Genomic DNA, 20,808 nt, shown 5'->3' on the forward strand with positions numbered 1-20,808 from the left:
GTTTCATACGACACACTATATCACAAATCCGTCTTTCCTGAAAATGCATACAGCGCCTGATGGTATAGGAAAAAAGGAAAAACGGGACGGGCGACATTACGCCCGTTCCGCTTTGAGTTCCTTACGCAGCTTTGAAGCAGTCTGATAGACGGCCTTCCAGTCGTCTGCAGTTACAGACGCTGGACTATAGCGAGTCTGTTCAAACTTCGCTAGAAGTTCATGCAATGTCGCTGCTGCAGCTGGTTTCGCCTGGCTCCAGCGGGTTACCGATTCACGAAGTGTCTCGTCCCCGCTCCGAGTCAAACCTTTGCGCTTCGCATAACGTATCCAGCGCTCGGTCTCTGCCACTACCTTTTGTTCAGGCGTTAGCGGTCCACCTGTCCGCAGACGAAGCACGAAGAATCGAAGGGAGAGGCGATTTCGCCAGAACATATAAGCCACCCATAATACGATAATGGCTCCCGCAGCCCAGATTACAAAACCAGGGATGCTGGATGAAGCCTGTTCAGGCGCAGGCGTCTGTTCTTCCTCTTTTACCGGTTCCTCTTCAGGTTGTTCTTCAGGCTCATCTACAGGCTGTACATCTGGTTGTTCCGTGAGCAGCGGCATGTCAAAGCCCGGCGTCGCTTCAACCGGAATCCAGCCATACTCGCCAAAATAAACTTCAGCCCAAGAGTGCGCATCTGCATTCGTTACCGTGTACGTCGTCTCGATCTCAGCCCCAGGTTGGCGCGGAGCCTGCATGTCAGAATTCAGTGACAGTTGTCCAGGCGCGTACCCTTTCACCCAACGAGCGGGAATCCCCTCGGAGCGTGCCATCATAACCAGCGCAGTCGAGAAGTAATCACAATACCCCTCACGAATGTCAAATAAAAAACCTTCCACAAAGTCACTGCTTACTTTTCGGGATAAATCCGGATTGTTGGTGTAATCAAAATTTAGTTGTAAATAGTTTTGCAGTAATGCCACTTTTTCATACGGCGTATTTGCCGATGCTGTAATTTCAGCGGCCAGATCCGTCACCCGATCAGGGAATCTGGATGGCAGCTGCAGGTACATATCATCTGCCGGATTGCTCGTATACAGATCATCAAAAGATTTGGTGCGAAGCTCATCTTCCACAATAACCGGAGCCTCGGATACAATCGTATACGTCTTCGGATATTGCGGTTGCTGGCGGTCTGTTACGACATGCAGCTCTGCCTGCGCCGAATTCCATAACATCCGGTCGGAATTCGCCTCACCATTGACAGATGTAACTTCCGAAATGGAATAAGCACCGAAGAGAATCGGATACACGTTGTCATTCAACATCGTCACTTTCTGAGTGACTTGCTTGGTGGTTACATTTCCGGATTCATCATTCTCCAGAGCCTGTCCCGCCTCAACATCCTCTGTCGCACCTCGTCCGCGATCATCCCAGCCTGTTCCCGTATACTCTGCGCGCGTCTCACCACGCCAGTAGCTGCGCTCATTGGTAGTGACAGACATGACAGGTGTATAGTCGAAGTTAAATCCTCCGCCAAGCTGGTTGTCTTCCCTGCTGTATCCCGACTCGGTTGCTGTCGGAATGTCCAGTGTTCCGTTGCCTGTCTGACTCGCCGAACTTCCGGTGTAGTTACGCCACGCGGTATACGGGTCCGTTAAGGTAGGAGGAACTTCCGGCATGTTCACACTGGCTACGATAATCAAAGAAAATATGATTGCAATGTTGGCCAGAATTTTGTAAGGATACCGGATGATTCTCTTCCAGCCTTGTGGATATTGCAGTTGGAAATTACGGAAGTGCTGGCATACCAGCCATCCCATTCCCGCAAACATAACCCAGGCGATTTCAATCCAGAGTGGAATTTGGGTGAAGGAATCAAGAATTCCCATCGAGATAATGTTGATACCCAGAAATACGAGAATTCGGCGCGTTGTGGTCACCAGGCGAAGGGCTGCTTCAAGCATGACCCAGGCGCACAGGGTGAACCAGATGTAAGGTGTCAGGTGCAGTATGAATTGCTCCGTACGCTCCATTAACGTGCCGTAAGGAATATAAACGGTGTAATCAATTAATGTCTTATGCAAAATATATACAAGGACAACTGCCTTGATTATGGTTCGAACCCATATTTTGAAAGGCAGAATCACTTCCAGAATGCTGACCGCTGCGAGCGTCCACAGCACCAATGAAGTGGTCTCGGTATACCAGGATTCCTGTGTGAATGATATCCACTGCATGCCAATCAGGAAAATCCAGAGCAACGAAGCTGCATGATACCAGGATCTTCTCCCCACTGTCAGCTCTTTGGCTTTAGTACTCATACACTACCTCCCCCCATTACCGTTGGAAGCTCCTGCAAATGGGAAACGGTGAAGGATCTAGTGCCTCTTCCGCGCAGCATCGCATTCCACTCGGAACTCCGGCGGGAGTCGCTGGGTTCAATCAGAATATGACAAGGAGTCATCCCTCGTGTGTCAGCCCATCGGAGCAGTTCGAGAACTTTTTCATCTTTCTGGGGAGAAATCACTACAAAATAAGCGCCTTGAGGAAACTGACGCGACATCTTCTCGACACCGGGCAGCAGCCGATTCTCCTGGCCGCTATATTGGATATCCACCAAATGATGGATCATCTTCTGCCGTTCCAGCGTACTTTCGCTGGGAGCAAAAAATGATGTCTTCTCCGACAATGTCAGCAGTCCCATACCCATTCGTTCTCTTGTGCCATATTCCAGCAGGGAAGCAGCCGTAGACACGGCCAGTTCAAAGGACTCACCATGATCATAGCTGCCTGACAGCGCATCCAGCACCAGAATCGTTTTCGGCACCGACTCATGTTCAAACTCCTTGGACTTCCACGTTCCCGTCTTTGCCGTTGCATTCCAATGAATGCGCGAAAGGCGATCCCCATATACGTAGTCACGCACACCGTTAATCTGGGTCGTTTCCCTGCGCGAGCGGGTCAAGGCCGTCTGTGGACCGGATAACCGTGATTTGCGATCATACAGCTGCCAGTACGGTATAAATACCGTGCGCGGCAGCACCCGAAATTCCCCTTTGGCTTTGAACGTTCCCCGATGCTCGATCAGACCAAAGATGTCCTCGCTGGCACATTCCGTTTCTGAAAAGACATACTTTCCCCGCTCCAGTGGCGGGGTTTGAAAAGACAATTCACCATACCCTCGCATGCTCGGAATGAGACTTTCTTTGAAAGACCAGGATTCACCGTTATGCCGATGCAGCATTTCGCGCACAACCACATAAGGAAGTGGTAGAAATCCCGGGATGTTCAGACTTAACTGCACCTGTACCTGGTCACCGGCATGCAGCAGCTCTTCATGATCCTGACCGGAAGAGAGCTTGCGCACGCCGTGAGTACGCCGTACACCGCTAAAGCCAGCAAGCGCAAGGTAAATACAAAGCAAAGTCACCATGGACAGCAGCATCAGGGAGGTCTTCCCGCCCTGGAACAAAACATAAGCCAAACAGCACATCCACACCGCCGCGATGCTCCATACGCGGGGGTGGCGTATTCCCCTTCTGACTGTACTCAAAAGCGGCTTCATCAATTATTGCCCCATGGAGACGGGCACTCGAACCTGCTGAAGTACGGAATTTAATACAGCCTCGGAGCTCATGCTGTCCAGTCTCGATTCGGGACGAAGCACGATCCGATGGGAGATGACATAAGGCGCCATCGTTTTCACGTCATCCGGAAGCACGTAGTCACGTTCCTGCAAAAAGGCAAAAGCCTTCACGGCCATCATAAATGAAATGGCTGCCCTCGGGCTGGCGCCCAGCAATACGGATGGGTGGGAGCGAGTTTTGCGAACCACATCAAGCAGATAATCCATGACCGGATCACCGATGAATACGTCCTTGATTTCCTGCTGAATGGCTGATATCTGATCCATATGGGTTACGGATTCAAGCCGGTCAACAGGCTGACCCGACTGATGCTGCTTCAGCAGCGTTTTCTCGATATCCTTGTCCGGATAACCCAGACTTATTTTCAACATAAACCGGTCCAGCTGCGCTTCCGGCAATGTGTACGTTCCTTCAAAATCGATTGGATTCTGGGTTGCACAGAGCATAAATGGATGCGGCAGATCATACGTATCACCATCTACCGTTACACTGCGCTCCTCCATGACTTCCAGCAACGCGGACTGCGTTTTTGTTGTGGCCCGGTTAATCTCGTCAGCCAGCAAAATGTTGGTCATCACCGGACCCGGACGGAAGTAAAAGCGCTCGTCACGTGGATGGAACACGGATACCCCCGTGATGTCACTTGGCAAAATATCAGGATTACATTGAATGCGGCGGTACTCTCCGCGCATGGATTTCGATAACGCTTTAACCAACTGCGTTTTACCTGTTCCCGGTACGTCTTCAATCAGAACGTGTCCGCCTGCAAGCAAAGCTGTGAGCAAAAGTTGAATTTCAAAGGATTTCCCCATTATGCATGATTCCAGATTAGAACGAACTGCTGATATGATTTGGATCGACTCTTTGCGCACAGGCATGTGGTCTAACCTCCTAAAAAAGCATACAGATTTCCTTTTATTGTACATGATCCAACGGCGCGAGTACACTCGAAGGAACTCATAATTTGTTTCCAGCCGTCAGGTTCGCCGCAGTTATCGCATGATTCCGACAAAAAGAGGCCCGGATAGAAGTTATCCGAAGCCTCCGTTGAAACCATATATATGGCTAGGTCTGCCATGCTCTGTTATCCTTTGGGCCGAACCACCAATGCCGCGAGAAAAGAAAAGATAATCGCTGAGGAAATACCCGCCGCGGTCAAATCGAATATCCCCGTAATGACACCGATCCATCCCTCTTTCTCCAGCTCCGTCAAAGCCCCGTGCACGAGGGAGTTACCAAAGCTGGTAATGGGAATGGATGCTCCCGCCCCGGCGAATTTGACGAGTGGATCATACAGCCCGAACGCATCCGCAACCGCACCGGCCACTACAAGTGTACTCATCGTATGGGCAGGAGTCAGCTTGACACCATCCATCAGAAGCTGTCCCACAACACATATCAACCCGCCAACAATAAATGCCCATAAAAACTGCATCCTTTATCCCTCCTTTTCTATGGCTACGGCATGTGCAATACAAGGAATGCTCTCACCCTGCTGGTATGAAAGTGGAGACAACAATGCACCGGTAGCGACCACCAATACCTTATTGAGCTCACCCTTTTGCATCCGGTTCATAATGTGACCGTAGGTTACGGTCGCTGAACATCCGCAGCCGCTGCCTCCAGCCACAACCTGCGGCTGCTTTTCCAGGTTATAGATCATCAAGCCACAATCATTGAAAACCGTTTGTTCCATCGGAATACCCTCTTTATGCAAAAGCTCCTTAACGATGGGCAACCCAACCGAAGCCAAATCACCTGTAACGATCAGATCATAATAACCGGGTTCCAGGCCTGTATCCCGGAAATGCGAAACAATGGTATCCGCTGCCGCAGGAGCCATTGCAGCCCCCATGTTAAACGGATCTTTGATGCCCATATCCATAATTCGGCCAATGGTCGCTTTGGTGACTACCGGACCCTGACCTGTACGGGATATCACACTACACCCCGAACCCGTAACGGTATACTGGGCATATGGCGGCTTCTGGGAACCATACTCTGTTGGGTAGCGAAATTGCTTTTCCACCGTACAATTGTGACTTACCGTACCCGCGAGTACATAATCCCCTGCGCCCGAATCCACGATGAGCGAGGCCAGAGCCAACGTCTCCATTGAGGTTGAACAGGCACCAAATACCCCCAGATAGGGTACACCCAACTTGCGGGCAGAAAAGGAACTGCTGATAATCTGGTTCATCAGATCCCCGCCAACAAAGAACTGAAGCTCTTCCTTCGTAATATTGGCATTGATCAACGCCATTTGAGAGGCCTGTTCAAGAAGCTTGCGCTCTGCCTTTTCCCAGGTCTTCTCCCCAATCTCCAAATTGTCATATATATAATCGAAATCAGATGCCAGAGGCCCTTGGCCTTCATCGGGCCCTACGACTGCTGACCTGCCGATAATGCGTGGACGGTTCTCAAATAGCCAGGTTTGTTGTCCCAGGCGCTTCATAGATGTCCACCTCCGAAGCCAAGAAAGGCGTATACAATCCCCACGACAAAGGCGGCAACTACACCAAACACGATGACCGAACCAGCCAGTTTGAACATGTTCGCACCTACACCCAGCACCAGTCCCTCTGCACGATGCTCCAGTGCTGCCGAACACATGGAGTTGGCAAACCCGGTAACAGGAACAGCCGTCCCGGCACCAGCCCATTGCGCCATTTTATCGTAGACACCAAGGCAAGTCAGGATGACTGAAATGAGGATCATGACCGCAACGGTTGGACTCGCTGCTTCCTTCGAAGTCATGTCAAACCCGGCCATAAACGCTTCCTGGATAGCCTGTCCAATGACGCAGATGAATCCGCCGACGAAAAATGCCTTTATGCAGTTCGCCCAAATTGGACGGGCAGGCTCATGTTTTTTGGCGACTTTTTTATATTCCTGTTCACTGATGGACAGGGATGACGATGATTTTTTTCCATTACCCTTCGTTTGAGCTGGCAAGATACAGAACCTCCCTTGAAATGAAAATGAGTCAACAGATGTAACTGCATGACTGCATATACTGTGCGTAATCCTGTATTCAGTGTTTGTTAAGGTTGGGAAAGTTATGTACCCGGCGAAAGACAGCATTTGTTTCCAGCACGATGAAGCAGCCGAATCAGATGAGTCGCTCAGCGCCGGATCAGAGGGTCTGATGAAATTTATAAATAAAGCAGAATGATCACGAGCAAAATAAAAAGGACGATACAAAGGATGGTTTCATTGCCTTCATCGGGTGGCGTCATCTATTGTCCCAGCTCCTTCCTGTTGTCAGGCAAATGAAATTAGTGGCTTATTGAATACCTTATGGAACACTGGTTAAGCAAAACGGTTCCTCACTATATGCATATTCAATGCAGCTGCTTTGCGACTGTGTTTGGTGCGGATTTAATGTCCCGATGCATCGTCAAAGGAGCAACCATTCATGCCTGAGATACGTGACATAACCATGGACAATTACTTGCGCAAGGTTCATACTGTAGTGTGACCAGTGGTTAAATAAAAGGTTCTTCTCTTCCGAAGGACAACAGTCCGGCAGCCGTTCTGCTGAGACCTGATCTACATACAAGCAGAGGAGTTGTCGACACATGAATCAAAAAACGTTGGAAATGTTTCGCACGTTAACGGAATTCCCTTCCGTTTCCGGGTTTGAACGCGAGCTTCGCGGATGGATGAAGGAACAAATGTCTCCTTATACGAAAGAATTTGTCCAGGATCGCCTGGGTAGCCTTTTTGGCGTATTACGAGGAGAGGCGTCCGGACCCAAAGTTATGGTTGCAGGTCACTTCGACGAAGTTGGCTTCATGACCACAGGCATTACGGAAACAGGCATGATCAAATTCCGCCCACTCGGTGGATGGTGGAGTCAGGCTGTGCTGTCTCAACGTCTGGAGCTCATCACTCCGGATCGCCGGATTACAGGAGTTGTCGGTTCAACACCTACTCATCTACTCGATGAATCCCAGCGTAATAAACCGGTTGATCTTAACCATATGTACCTGGATATTGGTGCAGATAACCGTGCAGAAGCAGAGTCTTGGGGCATTCATCCGGGCATGCAGATCGTTCCGATCTGTGAATTCACACCGATGGCCAATCCGAAGAAAATTATGGCAAAGGCATGGGATAACCGTTACGGCGTAGGCCTTGCACTGGAGCTGGTCGAAGCATTGCATAAGGAAAAATTGCCAAATACCCTCTACTGCGGTGCAACTGTTCAAGAGGAATTGGGACTTCGCGGTGCACGCACGGCTGCCAATCTGATTGAACCGGATATTTTCTTTGCACTGGACTGCAGTGCTGCGAATGATATGACAGGAGACAAACAGTCCTTCGGACATATTGGACAAGGCGCTTTGCTGCGTATCTTCGACCCGGGCATGTTCACCCATCGCGGTATTGTTGAATATGTTCAGGACACAGCATCAACGAATCAGATCAAAATGCAATATTTTATCTCTCCTGGTGGTACGGATGCCGGAGCGGTTCATTTGAGCGGTATCGGTGTGCCTTCAACGGTAATTGGCATCTGCGCACGCTACATTCATACCTCTTCTTCCATTATTCACACGGATGACTATGATGCGGCTAAAGAGTTGCTCGTGAAGCTGGTGAAGGGTCTGGATCAGACAACACTGAATACGATTATCGAAAACACGTAATTGTGGATTCTAGGGGTAAAGCTTGCTACATGCACTTCATTGCTTAACCTTCATTGAAATGAATATATGAATTTAAGAGATATCCTGATACATCAGGGTATCTCTTTTTTTGTTCAACTAGTTTAATAGCTAGAACATATATAGAAAAGAATCATAAGATATAACAACGGTAGAAGAACTAAACATAAAACAACGGGGGACCTATTATGGCAATGAGAAGGAATGGAAAATCGAATAAAGGTTCCACCAAAACAAATGCTGCCAACACCCTTCTCAATGGCAACCTTAAAGGAAAGAACCTGGAAATTATCGTCGCAGCCTTGCTGGTGAGCGGGAAATTAAGAGTGGATGCCGTTACGTTGTTTAGAGAAGCAACATTGGTGGTCGAGTTGACCGGAAAATATAAAACGCTGCAAAATATAACATCAACTAACACGGATAAGCTGGTCGATTTCATGAACCAGAATGGAGATATGACTTTGGATGACGTGATGCAAGCTTTCCAGAAAAGAATGAATTCCTAGATATTATGAAATGAGGTTGATATGATGTCTGACTTTGACGGAACCGGCTTTGCCGAACTGATCATTGTAGTTATCCTTGTAATGCTGTTTGTATTTGGTTCAACAGATATTGAAGGTTTGTCGAGTACACCCACAACCACATGAACCTCTCCATTTTGATTACAGTCATGCGTATGAACCAAAGAACAAAGAAATACCAGTCCTATTGCAGGACTGGTATTTTTGAGATATCACAGAAATAAAGGGGAGAACGCAATCCAGGCCAAAATGAGAGCCAGCACAATGCACACATTTTCCACAACGGCTCCATGTTTCGTGCCCGTACTCATGAGATTGATCCTTATACGCCACTTGAGTGGTGGCAGTGGACGAATGCCGCGATTCGTCAACGAATCTGCCAATAGATGCATGACATAGGCTGTACCTCCGGCTACCCAAATCTCTGGCCCCTGCAGATGAGTTGTACTGTAGAGCAAACCAGTCCATACGGCAGTTCCATATAATGTGTGTGTTAATCCCCTGTGGGTTAACGTGGTACACAGCATTAACAGACTGCCCGCGATCAGATTCCATGGTGCGAAGGCATGCCCATAAAATACAAGTCCCAATCCGATCGCAAACATCAGCACTTTGCGTAGGGAACGTGACGGCAGGAAAGATACCATCGCAATCAAAATGGCGAGCAGCAGATTCCATGGTTTTGCCTGTACATAGAAGTACACAAATACGGCGACTGGCAGCAGGATTGTCTGTAACAGCCGAATGAGGCTGTTCGGCAACGCCTTGGATACCAATAGCGAATTGGGCTCGTCAATGTCTGGCAGCAGCGAACCGATCAGGGCCACGGTAACCGCCGGTGCAGTCACGGGAATGCCGGCCAATTGCAGAACAGAGAGGGATACAGTGGTCCCGATAATCAGGTGGGATCTTCCCATCATGGTGCCAAAACTTCCTTTCGAAGAAATAGGGAACATAAACTGCCCACTCCAGATTTTACAACGAAAACAATATAAGAACAATAGTTCGCATTTCTTAATTTACTTACTCCATGCCGTGTAATTACGATCGGATCTATGGGCAGACTAATATGCGAACTGATTTTACCTTTGCCTCATACGGCGTTAATCCTGTGTTAACATCACTGGTATATAGTCGGTTCATACCCAACCAACAAAGGATGATTACTTATATGGGAATTCATACGTACTTTAGATCACTCAACGATCTCGAACGCATTATTCGTACCCCGGGAAAATTCAAGTTCGAGGAGCACAGCGTATCTGCCCACTCCTGGAAAGTCGTGCAGTATGCCAAAACACTCGCCGATATTGAGGAACAGCATGGGGTCGCCATCGATTGGAAGAAGCTTTATGAGATCACCAGCAGTCATGATTATGGCGAAATCTTCATCGGTGACATCAAAACGCCGGTTAAACATTATTCACTGGAGCTTCGTTCGATGCTGCAGCAGGTAGAAGAAGGCATGGTTGAGCATTTTATTAACGAAAATATACCTGAAGAATTGCAGCCGATTTTCCGCAGACAGCTGCGTGAAGGCAAAGATAACTCTGTCGAAGGACTTATTCTTGAAGTGGCCGACAAAATGGATCAGGTGTACGAAGCGTTTGCTGAACTGCAGCGTGGCAATACAGAAAAGGAATTTATCGTGATGTACCGATATGCCCTGATCAAAATCAAAAATATTGACCTCCACTGTGTACACTATTTCCTCGAGCAGATTCTCCCCGACATTATTGAGGAAGGCAACCGTTCCCCATTTGATATCCGCCAAATCACGGAAGATGCTTTGTCACAATAATCAGCTCCGGTCATCGTGGTTCTTCAAGAGCCATGGACAGGGCTTTTTTGCGTTATTGTAACCTTTGGCGATACTCGCTGGGATACAGTCCTGTCTTGTTTTTGAAAATACGGCTAAAATAATGAGAATCACTATACCCCACCGCTTTACCCACCGTCTTGATATCCATATCTTCAAAGGCCGCGAGCATGCGTTTTGCTTCGTTGATTCGAAGCCCTGTCATGTATTTGAGCGGGGTTTCACCCGTCACCTTTTTGAAACACTTCCCCAGGTAATCCACACTAAAATGCATCTGTCCTGCCATGTCCTGTAACGTAATTTCATGCATATAGTTCTGTTTCAAATACAACTTGACGGCCTCTGCAATATCCTCCGGCTTCACCTGTTCATCCAGCATTGCACTGACATGTGCCAGCGAGTCCTCTGCACTGCCTAGCTTTAATTCCATCGCATCCAGCAGTGACCGAAGCTGTTCTTCCGTGAGGGGTTTAAGCAGATAATCCTCCACTTTGTAACTGATCGCCTGACGTGCAAACTCAAACTCATGATGGCCGCTCAGGATCACGATCTTGACATGCGGATAAGCAAAATACAGATGTTTCGCCAGTTCCAGCCCATTCATGACGGGCATCTGAATATCGGTAACGACCAGATCCGGCACCGTATGTTCAATCAGTTCCAATGCTTCCTGCCCATTCCTAGCCTCACCGATAACCTCGAACCGTGTGCCCAACTCGCTGAATTTCCGGGATACGTTGCGACGAATTAACGCCTCATCTTCCACAATAATGGTTCTATATGTCATCACCATGAGTTTAAACTGTGCTCCTTTCGAATGGAACCGCCAATCGTAATGCTGACGCCGCCAGAAGGTTTATTTGAAATATGCATATGTGCCGCGGAACCATACCATAATTTGAGCCTGATCCAGATGTTTTTCAATCCCATCCCGTTGATCTCAAGTTCAGGCATACGCTCCCATTCCTGTGATTGTTGTATGTACTGCTGGATGAGCTTGAGCGCCTCGGGTTCCATGCCAGGTCCGTTATCTTCGACGGTCATTAGCCAGGTCTCCTGCAAGGTATCCAGCTCTCCAATGATATGCAGCTTCCAGGGTGGTGTATCACGCAGTCCATATTTCATGACATTTTCCAGCAAAGGCTGAATCAACAGCATGGGCACCTGAAGATTTTTCATCGAGTCCGGGACATGGAAATCATAAAACAGATCATCTTCGAACCGAATTTTCATACACTCCAAATATCGCTCACAGTAGTCGATTTCTTTTTCCAATGGAACACCGCTTTTGTTCGGAGCCGAGATGTAACGCAGCATGGATGCGATGTGACCACAGAACGCAACGATCTGTTCATTCATGCCCTCCTCCGCCATGATGCTGATGTTCGTAATGTTGTTATACAGAAAGTGAGGGTTCATCTGGGACTGCAACGCCAGCAACCTCGCATCCGTTTCCTGAGATTTAATCGCCAGCATGTCTTGAAAGGACTGCACAAGCTGTTGATTCAATTGGATAAACGTATCATTCAACTCATCCATCTCACGGATGGAACCCGGATATTCCAACTTGAATAACTGGCCAGAGTCCTGACCCGTGCTCAGATCGTGGACGCCAGTTTTCTGAATTATGCGCTGCAAACGATGAAGCGGCAAAGTCACTCGTTTGGAGATCAGGTATGAGAGGAGCAGAATAAGAATCAAGGTAGCTAAAGTTGCCCCCATAAACAGAAAAGCCATGCGATTCAGATTCGCAAACAGGGATTGTTTGGACTGCATCACGATAACCGTCCATCCGGTCTCCTGCGAGGTCGTGTAGGTCATCATTTGCTTTGAATTCCCTTTGGGATCTACCACTTCTTGCATCGTTCCTGGTGGATAGCGGTCGTTACGAATCAAGTTAACAACGTCAGAATGGAGTGCGTTTAACGGGTTTTCATTGGACAATAAAGGATATAAAAGCTCATTACGTTCATTCAATACATAGAAGCTCAGATCTTCGTTCCCCGCTTGCACATCATTCAAATGCTGGAACACGGTTCCAGCATCCTGCAAGATTTCGACTACACCTTGCGAGACATAATTTCCATCCTTGTACACCCGGGTAAGAGAAAGATATGGTTTGTCTGATTCCCCCTGCCCTGTTGGCATCGGTAAAGCCCCACCATCCAGTAAACTTATGACACGCCAGCCATTGCGCGCCCACGTTTCCTCGTACCACGGTCTTTGGGTCAGATCTACGGACAGCTGGCCATTGAACGCACCGGCACCCAGCATTTTACCGTTTACATCATAAATATTGGCTTGTTTGGCTGTGTTGGAGCTGCTAATGATCGCCAGAATGACATCAATCAGCGTTGTTGTATCCTTGTAAAACGCCGGGTCACTTGTCAGCGTCTGTTCATTGTCCTCCGCTGGAGATAAATAGTGACTGAAGTGCTCCTTGACCAGATTGGAATATACGATGTTCATGGAGAAATTATTCATTTTGACGATTTCCTGATCCAGATTGCCAACCATCGAATTCCCCAGCTGTTTCTGCTGTTCCGCACTTCGACTACGAATGTCATTGGCAAGAAAAACATACAAGAGGCTGGCCACAATCAATGAAAAAACAATAAATACTGCAGAGTAGTAGGCAAACAGGCTTTGCTGAAGCGTTCTGAATCGGTACTTAACCATCTCACACCTCGTTATCGATGATGTTTTGTAACTTACTCGAAAATGTCCACCCAACAGGACGCTTTTGTCTATTGAGCACATTCTTCGTTCCGCGTAAAGTTATCCACATAAGAATACGCTTACATGAAGCGTTTCGGCAAGAGCCATTATTCTTTATTCCATGGGAGGTTTATTGATGAGAAAACGATTTCTATTATCCTTCATAGGTACGCTGCTGCTGTCCAGCCTGCTTCTTGCCGGGTGCAACTCCGGTGACAGTTCCGAAGGTTCAGGGAAGGTAACGCTAACGTTTGGAACAAGCCAGAGCGGCATTCCACGTACGGGCATCATGCAAACGATGGCTAAAGAATATGAGCAGGAAACGGGTGTGAAAATCGACTTTCAGGTGGTCCCTGATGCCCAGTGGCGTGACCTGATTAAGGTGAAGCTTGCCTCCGGTGAAGCTCCTGATATTTTCAATGTGGATGTGGACCCGCTGAGCATGCCTGCCAATGTAAGACCTGAGGAAAATGCAATTGATCTGACCAATGAGGAATTTACAGGACGCATGTCTGAAGAGATTTTACCAACGGTTAGCTATAAAGATAAGGTGTACGGGGTTTCTTTTGCACCATCGAAAATATGGTATGTGTACTATAACAAACGCATCTTTGAAGAGCTCGGCATCCAGCCACCAACGTCCTACGCCGAGTTCAAGGCCATCAGCCAGAAAATCAAGGACAAGGACATCATTCCGTTCTATCAGGCGCCTGCCAGCGGATGGTATCAGGTACTGCCTTTATTTGAAACCGGTCCAAACTATGAGCAATCTACGCCGGGAACGTACGAGAAGTTGAACAACAATGAGATGAAAGTCGCGGATTTGACGCAGCTCAAAACGGTCATTGAACAGTTAAAGGAATTCGCGGATCTGGGTTACTTCGGCAAGGATTTTCTGTCCAACACGGTCGAGGCTGGCATTGAAGCCTTTGGTCAGGAGAAGGCAGCGATGCTGCTTCGAGTTCCGGGCACCGAAAAGGAAGTGTCTGAGGCGTATCCGGACATGAAGGACAATATGGGATTTTTCGTGATGCCATGGGGCGATAATCAGACGATTGGTGTGAATCCGGGCGGTTCGGCTGCGATGTTTGGCAACAAAAACAGCAAACACCCGGAAGAGGTACTAAAGTTTTTCCGGTGGATTACGGAGCATGATCATCTGCAGCGTGTATTCGATGGGGGTGAAGGCAACCTGACCATATGCTGGCCGGAAATCGAACCGAAGCTGACACAGGACTATATCGACTACGAGAAAAATCATGAGAAAGGTACGGTCATGCAGGCCGCTGTAAAGTATATTGATCCGCAGTGGATGGATATCGGCAAGGATCTTTCTGGCATGTTCGCTGGAGCGATGACCCCGGATCAAATTCTGCAAAATATTGATAAACGCAGGGCTGAACAAGCCAAAGTGCTGAAAGATGATGCGTGGCAATAAGAGCGCGGTAAACACATGAGGCATGTAGCTGACCACCATTACATACAGCGAGGTGAGGCGCCATGCACTCATGCATATTGGCAGGAAGGACAGGTGTTACAGATTATGAATGTGAACAAGATCTATCCCTGGTATTTTTCATCCGGAGCGATTGTGTTGTATCTGCTGTTCATCGTCGCTCCCGCCCTGCTGGGCATCTATTATTCCTTCACCGATTGGAACAGCTACAGTTCGGAGAAAAACTTTATTGGTCTGGAGCATTTCCGAACCATTCTGGCGGGTGATCCAACGTATTTACTTTTTATTAAAAATACAGTCCTTTTCACCCTGATTACTTCGATCGCCAAGACGGTTCTGGGCCTATTCCTAGCTCTGTTGCTTGTCAGCGGTGTGAAGGCCGCCAATCTGCACCGGATGATCATATTTTCACCCCAAGTCCTTTCGTTCCTGATTGTTGGCCTGGTCTTCAAAAGCCTGCTCGACCCCAACAACGGCTTCGTTAACGTGACGCTGCGTTCGCTGGGTCTGGACGTTCTGGCCCAGAACTGGCTGGGCTCCTTGACCTGGGCGATGCCATCCATTATGGCAGTGGATACGTGGAAAGGCATGGGGTACATTATGGTGCTGTTCATTGCCGGACTGCTCGCCATTCCTCGTGACTATTATGAAGCGGCATCGATTGACGGTGCCGGCTTCTGGCAGAAGCTGTTTCGGATCACCATTCCGATGCTGATGCCGACGATCACCATCGCTACGGTGCTCAATATTACGTATGGGCTGCGGGTATTTGATGCGGTATATGTACTGACCAATGGTGGACCGGGCAACGCAACAGATGTGATTAACACAGCGGTGTATTCCTCTTTTGCTAAAGGGTACTGGGGGCTTGGCAGTGCATTATCCACAATTCTGTTTGTCATTATGGCGATCATCTCCTTCTTCATCATCCGCTTGATGAACCGAAAGGTGGAATACTAGATGCGAGTGAAAAAACGGCTGGTTTCCATCGGATTAAATGTACTTGCCTGGCTGCTTAGCCTGGTGGTCCTGATTCCTTTTGCCGTCATTGTGCTGAATTCATTCAAGTCCGATGCCGAAGCCAAAGTGCTCAAATTGACCCTGCCCGAGAAGTTCATCTTTGAAAATTATAAAATCGTCTATGAGCAGGGGCACCTGGGTGGTTCCTTTTTTAACAGTTTGCTGCATTCAACGGCTTCCTCCCTGCTGCTGGTATTTGTTGTCGCGTTCTCTGCCTTCACGTTATCAAGAAATTATTCGAAGTTAAGCAAGTTCCTATATTTCTTTCTCATTCTGGGCATTACACTGCCCTTAAACTACATTCCATTAATGGAGGTCATGAAGTCGCTGGGCATGATTAACTCGCATGTGGGCATGATTCTGCTCTATACCGCGATGGGTATCCCGATTTCGCTATTCATCACATATGCGTTTGTATCCAATATTCCAAAAGAACTGGACGAAGCAGCGATCATGGACGGATGCAACGGGATCAAGCTGTTTCTCCGAATTATTGTGCCTTTGTTAACCTCTGTACTGGTTACGGTATTTGTTCTTAATTTCCTGAGTGTCTGGAATGAGTTTACCGCCCCACTCTACATGCTCAATACCGTCGAGATGTGGCCGATGACGCTTGCTGTCTATAACTTCTTCGGACAATTCAGTGCTCAGTGGAACTTGGTGAGCGCGGATATCGTGCTTACGTCCCTGCCTGTGTTGATTGTGTTCCTGATTGGGCAAAAATATATTGTGGGTGGTTTGACTTCCGGGGCAGTTAAAGGTTGAAAAATATCCGAAATGAGAATTCATTACACCTGCTACTTCGAAATTTATCATTGACATCACGTTTATTTGTAACTATTATAGTTACAACGGTGGTGATCATCCATGAAACAAATCAGCAGTCGCTTTTCCATTGCGGTTCATACGCTGTCTCTGATCGCTGTTGTGCCCAATGAGTGCACGGGAGATTTTATCGCCAAAAGCGTGAATACCAATCCCGTCATTATTCGGCGCATTATGTCCAAACTGAAACAGGCCGGCCTGATTGAGGTCAGACCCGGGGTTGGCGGTGCTTCTTTGTTGAAGGACCCCGCGGACATTACCCTTTTGGATATCTATCGTGCGCTTGAGGTTGTGGAGGATGGCGAGTTGTTTAACTTCCACAAACATCCGAACCCAAATTGTCCGGTTGGCAGCATGATCGAACAAACCTTGCGCGCCGAACTTATTGAGGCTCAGCTAGCTATGGAGCAGCGTTTGAAACGTGTAACGATACAACAGATGATGGATCAGGTTCACGTCTCTGAATAAAAAAGCTCATTACGAGCTTTTTTTAAACCTTTCGTTGTAATCACACCTGTTATAACACATACGATTACATCTTTTCATGTAGTTGACATTTCACTTTTGTGTCGACACAAAATATACCTTATAGGAGGAAAATACAATGAAAATTTTAGTTACTGGCGCAACAGGTCATTTGGGTTCACTGGTCGTAGAGGCACTGTTACAAACGGTATCTGCTGGGGAGCTCGCTGTAAGTGTACGCAACCCGGAGAAAGCGGAAGCATTGCGCACTCAAGGTGTGGACGTTCGTCAAGGTGATTTCGATCAACCGGAAACGCTGGAAAAAGCATTTGCAGGCGTGGATCGGCTTCTGCTGATCTCCACAGACGGTGACAATGAAACGCGTATTCGCCAACATCAAGCTGCCGTGCACGCTGCCAAGAAAGCAGGTGTTGGATTCATCGCTTATACCAGCGTTGTGAATGCGGAGAAAAACACCCTTTCACTGGCTGAAGTACATCGTGCCACAGAACAGGCTATCCGTGATTCCGGCATTCCTTATTCCTTCCTTCGTAACAACTGGTACCTGGAAAATGAAGCAGGCAGCGTTCAAGCAGCTTCCCAGGGCGCACCTTGGGTGCATGCAACTAACGCCAGCCAAGTGGGCTGGGCTACTCGCAGTGATTATGCACATGCTGCCGCTGCAGTACTGACAGGTGAGGGACATGAAAATTCAGTATATGAGTTGTCTGGTAAACTTCGTACTCAAGCTGAGCTTGCAGCCATCGTTGGGGAAGTGCTTGGACAGGATATCAACGTGCAAAACGTGGATGATGCCGCGTATGCAGACATTATGAAAGGTGCAGGTCTGCCTGACTTTGTAGTCTCCATGCTTGTTGATATGCAAAGTGCTATCCGTGAAGGGGCACTGGCTGTAGAGAGCGATACATTGGAGAAATTGCTTGGCCGTCCGGCTCAACCATTGAGTGAGGGTGTAAAAGCCATTTTGGGCAAGTAAGTTTAAATAGAAGAAGGGGACACACCAGCGAATGTTGGATGTGTCCCTTTTGGTGTAACAGCGATCTATAAAAAGATACAGTTGAACGTACTCTTTATACTAAACTAGTTTAATTGTGACTTACATTCGATTTAGATATCGGTAGTCTCCATCAACGTTACATCGATCATTGCTCGATATATCGTGCCGGAATGTGATCGGCCAGCCAAATATTTTCGTTTCCATGATAGAAGAAAATACCTTCTTTGGCCGCTTGAGCCGCGTTAATTTTCAGTATTATTGGCTGGTCATCACGTCTTCGTCCCACCTGATTGGCGGTATCCATATCTGCAGATAGATGAACATACTGCCTCTGACGAGGCTGCAAACCTTGCTCCATAATGGAAGCAACCGACCGCAGTGGCGTGCCATGATAGAGTATCTCCGGTGGATCGGCAGGTGTTTTGGATATCTTTTGCGGAGTCGAATGACCATATAATGCCCGGATGCGGCCAGAATTGATCTCATGTCTCTTTTTCTCAGAAGCTTGAATCATCTGCTCCAGATCCGCTTCCGTGACGTCCTTCCACTGTGGACTCTCATGTAAAGCCACCAGCAATTGCGGAATCTCCACCCAACCCCCTTCGTCCAGCTCCAGCTCATACTCCCAAGGGGCGTGACGCAAGGCGTAGGAAAGTTCCTTGCTTAATTTCATCAGATCCATTATGCTCTGCTCCTTAGTTTCTTTCTGGTTGTACCGCTGCTAAAATCTCCTGAATGTTGCGGGCCAACCCTTCATCGTCTTCCTGATTGAATTGGCGGTGTCCATCAATCCCACGTTGGATAATCGTATTCATCACCGGATGAACCTCACGATCGGAAGCCACCCGGATCAGATCATCGGCAAAATCCACCGCCTGCTGCTCACTATAGTTAAACGGCTTGATCAACATCCGGATGCTCAGTGCATGAGCCTGTGGCTCCGCAAGTTGATCCCGATGGGTTATGCCATATACAGCGCCAAATCCAAAAGCAGCGATCACCTGACGCTCCAGCTCTGTTGTCTGTTCCAAAGGCGTACCGATCAGTTCACAAATTTTGTCCACCATCTGCTCCAGCTCTGAAGCCGCCGCAGCCAAAATTACGTCGTTAATATCGTCAGCGTTGATAAAATCAGTCATATTGTATTTCTCCATTTCTGCTCCGTATTTGATCCATTCTCTTAGACTCTATGAGAACATTGTATCGGAGATAGGGTGTTCCTTTCAAATCACCCATATGTCGTCGACACTTCTCTTACTCTCCTATTACCCTTAAATAAGTAGAGTCGCTTGGGATTTAAAACGATTTTTTGCGAGCCTGAGCGCCTTATCCTTTTCACCATGTTTCATATAGTACTGGAACAATATCTCTTCATAACGTTCGGCGAGATATTGGGAACCAAGTTCACGATAATAAGGAAGAATTCGCTCTTCTATCATTTCATAATACGCTTGCTCCTGCCCTTGTAAAATGACAGACTGGAGTTCCAATTCCATATAACTTGCGTCTGCAACAAGTTTAGAGTTGTGCAAGGCTTTCAGAGACATATCCAATAGCGTGTTTGCAGGAATGAGCTTACCCAGTCTACACGTTTCTATGTAATTATTGAGCACCATCAGGTATAACGGTTGTTTCTCCGGTATAATATCAAGCGCTTGTCTGTACCAGTAAGCAGCATCCTCATATTGCTTCCGCCGGTTATATTCATAACCCAGATTGTTCAGCAGCTTGGCCTTTCGGTCAATAAAACCACAATCCTCACAAATCCGAATGAGATTCTCATATCTGCGTTTCGTCTCAGAAAAATCATGATACTCACGAGAATTGAGCTGAACCAGCATAATGGTTTCGGTATCAATGATCCGCACCATATTGAGAGTTTTCCGAAAATGCTGGATAGCTTTCTCAGCGTAATAGTAAGACGTAATATTCGAATATATCGAGTGATAGGCCAGAGACAAATGATAAAAGTATTCATGATTCGTATATTTGGATTGATTTATTGAAGTCAGGGTCTGGATCGATTTCGTATAATGCCCTGTGAGGAAATAGTAAATCCCCATCACATGGTGATAAAAATAATGCTCATACGAATGCTCCGATTCATCCGGAATTTCCATCTCGGCAATAAGCCTTTCTGCTTCATCCATATCATTCATAAACAAGTAAAATCGGATCTGCAGCAAGTCATAAGATAAACGCAAGTCAGGTATACCTTTTAACGGTTCTTCTTCCAACTTGTCTTTGAGACGAATAGCTTCCGCTGTTCTCTGCATAATAATGGCCTCTTGCCATGAATCCAGAACATTGTTCATCTGATGATATCTTGTTACTTCCCTTGCCATATCAATGTACAATCGCTCACAGAGCATATCCATAATTTCCTGTGAATACTCTGTCATTCCCCGCTCAATTTTGCTCAGATGTGTGACTGAACAGATTCCTTTCACCAGTTCTCCTTGAGTTCGTCTATGTTTCTCCCGGTAAAATTTAATAATCTTCCCTTCAATCATCACTACACCTCTTTTTATCCATCGTATTATCCCTAATTATAGGGATCGAATATGGACTCTACCAGTTATATATTGGAGTCTGGCGTACTTGGGAAGAGAATTTCAGGATAGAAAGACAAGGTCCAATGATAACAAAATAAG

At 47.4% G+C, this 20,808-nt stretch carries 21 protein-coding genes; 9 read left to right on the forward strand and 12 right to left on the reverse strand.

Annotated features, from left to right (window positions below; genetic code table 11):
- Positions 1–96: 96 nt before the first annotated feature.
- The 6 genes from MKY42_RS23605 to spoVAC form a co-directional block, all read right to left on the reverse strand.
- On the reverse strand, positions 97–2,310 hold the full coding sequence (locus MKY42_RS23605; RefSeq protein ID WP_090901732.1) for a transglutaminase domain-containing protein: 2,214 nt from the start codon (positions 2,308–2,310) through the stop codon (positions 97–99).
- Positions 2,307–3,554 (reverse strand): DUF58 domain-containing protein, encoded by a 1,248-nt coding sequence (locus MKY42_RS23610; protein WP_090901735.1) that lies wholly within the window; start codon positions 3,552–3,554, stop codon positions 2,307–2,309. Before MKY42_RS23610 ends, MKY42_RS23605 begins: the two co-directional genes overlap by 4 nt.
- Before the next feature lie 3 nt (positions 3,555–3,557).
- On the reverse strand, positions 3,558–4,514 hold the full coding sequence (locus tag MKY42_RS23615; protein ID WP_090901738.1) for a MoxR family ATPase: 957 nt from the start codon (positions 4,512–4,514) through the stop codon (positions 3,558–3,560).
- Between the two features lie 206 nt (positions 4,515–4,720).
- Positions 4,721–5,071: a stage V sporulation protein AE gene (gene spoVAE / locus MKY42_RS23620; RefSeq protein ID WP_053781314.1), complete on the reverse strand. Its 351-nt coding sequence runs from the start codon at positions 5,069–5,071 to the stop codon at positions 4,721–4,723.
- A 3-nt stretch (positions 5,072–5,074) separates the two neighbouring features.
- Complete coding sequence (gene spoVAD / locus MKY42_RS23625) at positions 5,075–6,091, reverse strand: stage V sporulation protein AD (RefSeq protein WP_090901741.1); 1,017 nt, start codon at positions 6,089–6,091, stop codon at positions 5,075–5,077.
- Entirely contained in the window at positions 6,088–6,591 is a 504-nt protein-coding gene (gene spoVAC, locus MKY42_RS23630; protein WP_244192762.1) for a stage V sporulation protein AC, read from the reverse strand. Before spoVAC ends, spoVAD begins: the two co-directional genes overlap by 4 nt.
- 626 nt (positions 6,592–7,217) lie before the next feature.
- Between spoVAC and MKY42_RS23635 the strand changes: the two genes are divergently transcribed.
- The 3 genes from MKY42_RS23635 (at position 7,218) to MKY42_RS23645 (ending at position 8,959) form a co-directional block, all read left to right on the forward strand.
- Positions 7,218–8,291: a M42 family metallopeptidase gene (locus MKY42_RS23635; protein WP_090901744.1), complete on the forward strand. Its 1,074-nt coding sequence runs from the start codon at positions 7,218–7,220 to the stop codon at positions 8,289–8,291.
- 206 nt (positions 8,292–8,497) lie between these two features.
- The gene (locus MKY42_RS23640) at positions 8,498–8,815 is read left to right on the forward strand and encodes a hypothetical protein (RefSeq protein ID WP_090901747.1); all 318 of its coding nucleotides are present in this window, start codon (positions 8,498–8,500) and stop codon (positions 8,813–8,815) included.
- 21 nt (positions 8,816–8,836) lie between these two features.
- Positions 8,837–8,959 (forward strand): hypothetical protein, encoded by a 123-nt coding sequence (locus tag MKY42_RS23645; protein ID WP_256222184.1) that lies wholly within the window; start codon positions 8,837–8,839, stop codon positions 8,957–8,959.
- An 86-nt stretch (positions 8,960–9,045) separates the two neighbouring features.
- Here the strand turns inward: MKY42_RS23645 and MKY42_RS23650 are convergent, their stop codons facing one another.
- Positions 9,046–9,753 (reverse strand): metal-dependent hydrolase, encoded by a 708-nt coding sequence (locus MKY42_RS23650; protein ID WP_090902606.1) that lies wholly within the window; start codon positions 9,751–9,753, stop codon positions 9,046–9,048.
- Between the two features lie 251 nt (positions 9,754–10,004).
- Between MKY42_RS23650 and MKY42_RS23655 the strand changes: the two genes are divergently transcribed.
- Complete coding sequence (locus MKY42_RS23655; RefSeq protein ID WP_090901751.1) at positions 10,005–10,634, forward strand: YfbR-like 5'-deoxynucleotidase; 630 nt, start codon at positions 10,005–10,007, stop codon at positions 10,632–10,634.
- 52 nt (positions 10,635–10,686) lie between these two features.
- On the opposite strand, the gene MKY42_RS23660 is transcribed toward MKY42_RS23655, so the two are convergent.
- Positions 10,687–11,439, reverse strand: coding sequence for a response regulator (locus MKY42_RS23660; RefSeq protein ID WP_339845113.1), 753 nt, complete (start codon positions 11,437–11,439; stop codon positions 10,687–10,689).
- Entirely contained in the window at positions 11,439–13,331 is a 1,893-nt protein-coding gene (locus MKY42_RS23665; RefSeq protein WP_339845116.1) for a histidine kinase, read from the reverse strand. Before MKY42_RS23665 ends, MKY42_RS23660 begins: the two co-directional genes overlap by 1 nt.
- A gap of 175 nt (positions 13,332–13,506) precedes the next feature.
- On the opposite strand from MKY42_RS23665, the gene MKY42_RS23670 reads away from it, so the two are divergent.
- The 5 genes from MKY42_RS23670 to MKY42_RS23690 all read left to right on the forward strand — a co-directional run bounded on the left by MKY42_RS23670 (position 13,507) and on the right by MKY42_RS23690 (position 18,133).
- Positions 13,507–14,808 (forward strand): ABC transporter substrate-binding protein, encoded by a 1,302-nt coding sequence (locus MKY42_RS23670; protein ID WP_109998794.1) that lies wholly within the window; start codon positions 13,507–13,509, stop codon positions 14,806–14,808.
- A 105-nt stretch (positions 14,809–14,913) separates the two neighbouring features.
- Positions 14,914–15,786 (forward strand): sugar ABC transporter permease, encoded by an 873-nt coding sequence (locus MKY42_RS23675; RefSeq protein WP_072734531.1) that lies wholly within the window; start codon positions 14,914–14,916, stop codon positions 15,784–15,786.
- Entirely contained in the window at positions 15,787–16,611 is an 825-nt protein-coding gene (locus MKY42_RS23680) for a carbohydrate ABC transporter permease (RefSeq protein ID WP_179263691.1), read from the forward strand.
- 102 nt (positions 16,612–16,713) lie between these two features.
- Positions 16,714–17,139: an Rrf2 family transcriptional regulator gene (locus tag MKY42_RS23685; protein ID WP_090901761.1), complete on the forward strand. Its 426-nt coding sequence runs from the start codon at positions 16,714–16,716 to the stop codon at positions 17,137–17,139.
- A 136-nt stretch (positions 17,140–17,275) separates the two neighbouring features.
- Entirely contained in the window at positions 17,276–18,133 is an 858-nt protein-coding gene (locus MKY42_RS23690) for an SDR family oxidoreductase (protein ID WP_090901764.1), read from the forward strand.
- A gap of 166 nt (positions 18,134–18,299) precedes the next feature.
- Here MKY42_RS23690 and MKY42_RS23695 read toward each other — a convergent pair whose 3' ends face one another.
- The 3 genes from MKY42_RS23695 to MKY42_RS23705 all read right to left on the reverse strand — a co-directional run bounded on the left by MKY42_RS23695 (position 18,300) and on the right by MKY42_RS23705 (position 20,667).
- Positions 18,300–18,836, reverse strand: a complete 537-nt coding sequence (locus tag MKY42_RS23695; protein ID WP_090901767.1) for an RNA 2'-phosphotransferase — start codon at positions 18,834–18,836, stop codon at positions 18,300–18,302.
- Between the two features lie 13 nt (positions 18,837–18,849).
- Complete coding sequence (imm48, locus tag MKY42_RS23700) at positions 18,850–19,293, reverse strand: Imm48 family immunity protein (protein WP_179263689.1); 444 nt, start codon at positions 19,291–19,293, stop codon at positions 18,850–18,852.
- A gap of 132 nt (positions 19,294–19,425) precedes the next feature.
- Entirely contained in the window at positions 19,426–20,667 is a 1,242-nt protein-coding gene (locus MKY42_RS23705; protein ID WP_179263687.1) for a transcriptional regulator, read from the reverse strand.
- Positions 20,668–20,808 lie beyond the last annotated feature (141 nt).

Origin of the sequence: Paenibacillus sp. FSL W7-1088 (assembly GCF_037969855.1) — a bacterium.
Lineage (GTDB): Bacteria > Bacillota > Bacilli > Paenibacillales > Paenibacillaceae > Paenibacillus.

Bases quoted from the DNA above. Each gene is read 5' to 3' on its own strand.
- MKY42_RS23605 (WP_090901732.1), bottom strand. From the start codon at position 2,310: ATGAGTACTAAAGCCAAAGAGCTGACAGTGGGGAGAAGATCCTGGTAT.
- MKY42_RS23610 (WP_090901735.1), bottom strand. From the start codon at position 3,554: ATGAAGCCGCTTTTGAGTACAGTCAGAAGGGGAATACGCCACCCCCGC.
- MKY42_RS23615 (WP_090901738.1), bottom strand. From the start codon at position 4,514: ATGCCTGTGCGCAAAGAGTCGATCCAAATCATATCAGCAGTTCGTTCT.
- spoVAE (WP_053781314.1), bottom strand. From the start codon at position 5,071: ATGCAGTTTTTATGGGCATTTATTGTTGGCGGGTTGATATGTGTTGTG.
- spoVAD (WP_090901741.1), bottom strand. From the start codon at position 6,091: ATGAAGCGCCTGGGACAACAAACCTGGCTATTTGAGAACCGTCCACGC.
- MKY42_RS23635 (WP_090901744.1), top strand. From the start codon at position 7,218: ATGAATCAAAAAACGTTGGAAATGTTTCGCACGTTAACGGAATTCCCT.
- MKY42_RS23640 (WP_090901747.1), top strand. From the start codon at position 8,498: ATGGCAATGAGAAGGAATGGAAAATCGAATAAAGGTTCCACCAAAACA.
- MKY42_RS23645 (WP_256222184.1), top strand. From the start codon at position 8,837: ATGATGTCTGACTTTGACGGAACCGGCTTTGCCGAACTGATCATTGTA.
- MKY42_RS23650 (WP_090902606.1), bottom strand. From the start codon at position 9,753: ATGATGGGAAGATCCCACCTGATTATCGGGACCACTGTATCCCTCTCT.
- MKY42_RS23655 (WP_090901751.1), top strand. From the start codon at position 10,005: ATGGGAATTCATACGTACTTTAGATCACTCAACGATCTCGAACGCATT.
- MKY42_RS23660 (WP_339845113.1), bottom strand. From the start codon at position 11,439: ATGACATATAGAACCATTATTGTGGAAGATGAGGCGTTAATTCGTCGC.
- MKY42_RS23665 (WP_339845116.1), bottom strand. From the start codon at position 13,331: ATGGTTAAGTACCGATTCAGAACGCTTCAGCAAAGCCTGTTTGCCTAC.
- MKY42_RS23670 (WP_109998794.1), top strand. From the start codon at position 13,507: ATGAGAAAACGATTTCTATTATCCTTCATAGGTACGCTGCTGCTGTCC.
- MKY42_RS23675 (WP_072734531.1), top strand. From the start codon at position 14,914: ATGAATGTGAACAAGATCTATCCCTGGTATTTTTCATCCGGAGCGATT.
- MKY42_RS23680 (WP_179263691.1), top strand. From the start codon at position 15,787: ATGCGAGTGAAAAAACGGCTGGTTTCCATCGGATTAAATGTACTTGCC.
- MKY42_RS23685 (WP_090901761.1), top strand. From the start codon at position 16,714: ATGAAACAAATCAGCAGTCGCTTTTCCATTGCGGTTCATACGCTGTCT.
- MKY42_RS23690 (WP_090901764.1), top strand. From the start codon at position 17,276: ATGAAAATTTTAGTTACTGGCGCAACAGGTCATTTGGGTTCACTGGTC.
- MKY42_RS23695 (WP_090901767.1), bottom strand. From the start codon at position 18,836: ATGGATCTGATGAAATTAAGCAAGGAACTTTCCTACGCCTTGCGTCAC.
- imm48 (WP_179263689.1), bottom strand. From the start codon at position 19,293: ATGACTGATTTTATCAACGCTGACGATATTAACGACGTAATTTTGGCT.
- MKY42_RS23705 (WP_179263687.1), bottom strand. From the start codon at position 20,667: ATGATTGAAGGGAAGATTATTAAATTTTACCGGGAGAAACATAGACGA.